Origin of the sequence: Pseudomonas sp. R19M (assembly GCF_050312585.1) — a bacterium.
In the GTDB taxonomy this organism is placed as follows: Bacteria; Pseudomonadota; Gammaproteobacteria; order Pseudomonadales; family Pseudomonadaceae; genus Aquipseudomonas; species Aquipseudomonas palleroniana.
The window spans coordinates 1-3,091 of the sequence record NZ_JBNPJV010000101.1 but is presented as its reverse complement, the minus strand read 5'-3'; the positions used below and the strand labels follow the sequence as shown (position 1 = coordinate 3,091).

General features: G+C 63.1%; 1 protein-coding gene. It reads left to right on the top strand.

Translation table 11 applies throughout. The features are described 5' to 3' along the window. A partial coding sequence (locus ACQRBT_RS25915) for an AMP-binding protein (protein ID WP_427851689.1) occupies window positions 1-3,091 on the top strand: 3,091 nt, incomplete at both ends.

Genomic DNA, 3,091 nt, shown 5'->3' with positions numbered 1-3,091 from the left:
ACCGGGCTGACCTGACGGCGGAGAAATTCCTCGCCGACCCGTTCAGCGACGGGGCGCTGATGTACCGCACCGGCGACTTGGTGGCCTGGCGTGCCGACGGCACCTTGCAGTATCAAGGGCGTAACGACCAGCAGGTGAAGATCCGTGGTTTCCGCATTGAACTGGGCGAGATCGAAACGCGCCTGAGTGAGCACCCGCAGGTCAAGGACGCGGTGGTACTCGCTCGTGAAGACGAACCGAGGCACAAGCGCCTGGTGGCGTACTTCACCGAGCGTGAAAACGTCGATATCCAATCCTTGCGTGAGCATCTGCAAGCGCAGTTGCCGGACTACATGGTGCCGGCCGCCTACGTGCGCCTGGACAGCCTGCCGCTGACCAACAACGGCAAGGTCGACCGCAAAGCCCTGCCGGCACCGGACCAAGACGCCCTGCTGAGCCGTGGCTACGAAGCGCCACAAGGTGAAGTGGAAACCGTGTTGGCGCAGATCTGGGCGCAGGTGCTCAAGGTCGAGCAAGTCGGGCGTCACGATAACTTCTTTGAACTGGGCGGCCATTCGCTGCTGGCGGTCAACCTGATCGAACGCATGCGCCAGGCCGACCTCAGCGCCGATGTACGCGTGTTGTTTCGCCAGCCGACCCTCGCGGCGCTGGCGGCTGCCGTCGGCTCCGGGCGTGAGGTGGTTGTACCGGCCAACCGGATTACGCCTGACTGCGCACGCATCACTCCAGACCTGCTACCCCTGATTACCCTGGACCAGGCGAGCATCGACTATATCGTCGCCCAGATCCCGGGCGGCACGGCGAATGTGCAGGATATTTACCCGTTGGCGCCATTGCAGGAAGGCGTGCTGTACCACCATATCCGCGCCGAAACCGGCGATCCCTACTTGCTGCAATCGAGCTACGGGTTTGACAGCCTGGAGCGTTTCCAGGTGTTCATCGAGGTGCTGCAGGCGGTCATCGATCGCCATGACATCCTGCGCACCAGCCTCGTCTGGCAAGGCCTGGAAAACCCGGTGCAAGTGGTGTGGCGCAAGGCCGCGCTGGCGGTGCAGGAAATGCCCGCCGACGCGCACGGCGATGACGTCGTGAACCAGCTGCGTGAGCGTTTCGATGCCCGTCACTATCGCCTGGAACTGACCCAGGCACCGTTGATGCGCATCATCTATGCCCGTGACGAAGCCAATCAGCGGATCGTCGCGTTGCTGATGTTCCATCACTTGGTCATGGACCATACCGCCCTTGATGTGGTGCAACAGGAAATGCACCTGTTGCTGCAGGGGCAGGCCGAACACCTGAAGCACGCGGTGCCTTACCGCAATTATGTGGCGCAGGCACGCCTGGGCAGCACCGATGCGGAGCACGAGCGGTTTTTCCGCGAGATGCTCAGCGATATCGATGAGCCGACCTTGCCGTTCGGTCTGCAGGATGTGCAGGGCGATGGGCATGGCGTGGGCGAAGCCACACACCTGCTTGATAAGGGCTTGAGCCTGCGCCTGCGGGAACAGGCACGCCAGACCGGCGTCAGCGCCGCCAGCCTGTTTCACCTGGCCTGGGCACGGGTGTTGGGCAGCGTGTCGGGCCGTCGCGAGGTCGTGTTCGGCACCGTGTTGCTCGGCCGCATGCAAGGCGGTGAAGGGGCGGACCGTGGGCTGGGGATGTTTATCAATACCTTGCCGCTGCGAGTCGATGTCGACGCCGTGGGCGTGCGCTCGGCCGTCAAGGCAACCCATGCGCGACTGACGGCGTTACTGGGGCACGAGCATGCTTCACTGGCGCTGTCCCAGCGTTGCAGCGGGGTGCCGGCGAGCGTGCCGTTGTTCAGCGCCTTGCTCAACTACCGGCACACTGGCGTGGTCGAGGACATGGCCGCGCTCGAACAGGTTTGGCACGGTATGTACTTCCTGCACGCCGAAGAACGCACCAACTACCCGATCACCTTGAGCGTCGATGACCTGGGCGAGCAATTCAATCTCAATGCACTGGTGGTTTCGCCCCTGGAAGCGCGCCGTCTCTGTGACTACCTGCTCACCGTCGTGGAGCAGTTGGTGCAGGCACTGGAGCAATCCCCCGATCTGCCGTTCGAGCAATTGTCGGTATTGCCGGCGAGCGAAGTACACCAGGTGCTGGTCGAGTTCAACCCGACCACTCGTGCCTACCCCGAAACACAGACCGTGCACGCGCTGTTCGAAGCCCATGCGGCGGCCGATCCGCAGGCGCTGGCGGCGGTGCATGGCGAGCAATCCGTGAGTTATGCGCAATTGAACCGACGGGCCAACCAGTTGGCCCATCACCTGCTCGGCCAAGGCGTGGCGCCCGGCGACCGAGTGGCGATTTTGCTGGAGCGTTCCGTGGACCTGCTGGTCAGCCAGCTGGCAATCAGCAAGTGCGCGGCGGTGTATGTGCCGCTGGACGTCAACGCGCCGTTGGACCGTCAAGGCTTCATGGTTGCGGACAGCGGGGCGGCTCTGGTGCTGTCGGCGGCCTCGATCGAGACGCCGCAGGGTGCTCGTCGCCTGGACCTGGATACTCTGGATCTGAGTCTTGAGCCTGATCACAACCCGGCACTGGAGCAATCCGCCGAGACGGCGGCGTACATCATGTACACCTCCGGCTCTACCGGCACGCCAAAAGGCGTATTGGTGCCGCATCGAGCGATCACACGCCTGGTGATCAACAACGGCTATGCCGATTTCAATCAGCAGGACCGCGTGGCGTTTGCTTCGAACCCGGCGTTTGACGCCAGTACCTTGGACGTGTGGGCGCCGTTGCTCAATGGCGGCGCGGTGGTGGTGGTCGATCAGGACACGCTGCTGTCCCAGGCCGATTTTGCTGCGCTGTTGCAGGAACAAGCAGTCAGCGTGTTGTGGATGACCGCCGGTTTGTTCCACCAGTACGCCGAAGGGTTGTTGCCGGTTTTCCCGCAGTTGCGTTACCTGATCGTCGGCGGTGATGTGCTCGATCCGAGCGTGATCGCCCGGGTCCTCAAGGACGGTGCACCCCAGCATCTGCTTAACGGCTACGGCCCGACCGAGGCGACGACGTTCTCGACTACCCATGAGATTACGCGGGCAGACGAGGGCAGCATCCC